At 68.0% G+C, this 266-nt stretch carries 1 protein-coding gene; it reads right to left on the bottom strand.

Going from position 1 to position 266, the window contains the following annotated elements; genetic code table 11:
- Nucleotides 1-266, bottom strand: a 266-nt coding sequence (locus SB764_RS40970) for a homocysteine S-methyltransferase family protein (RefSeq protein ID WP_410866893.1), incomplete at both ends; no start/stop codon positions are given.

The raw sequence follows: 266 nt of genomic DNA, 5'->3' as shown, positions 1-266 counted from the left end.
CGAGGTCGTCGCGCAACGGGTCGAGGCCATCGTTGGCCGTGGCTTCCTTGGGCTGCGGAGGGAAGGCATTGGCGTAGGCACCGATCTGGATCGCTACGCCCAGTCGCTCGAAGGTCTGGCGCGCAGCATCAATCGCCGCGCCGATCACTTCCGGCTGGCTGCAGTTGAACAACAGCACCTGCACGCCCAACTGCGCAGCCGCCTCGGCCGCGTCCGCCACCGGCTCGCCGGAGCGCAGCCGTGGTACTTCGTCGGTGTCTTCGTCC

This window comes from Paraburkholderia sp. SIMBA_027 (genome assembly GCF_046535315.1).
Lineage (GTDB): Bacteria > Pseudomonadota > Gammaproteobacteria > Burkholderiales > Burkholderiaceae > Paraburkholderia > Paraburkholderia tropica.
The sequence above is the reverse complement of the archived record's forward strand: the minus strand, read 5'-3'. Positions and strand labels throughout refer to the sequence as shown.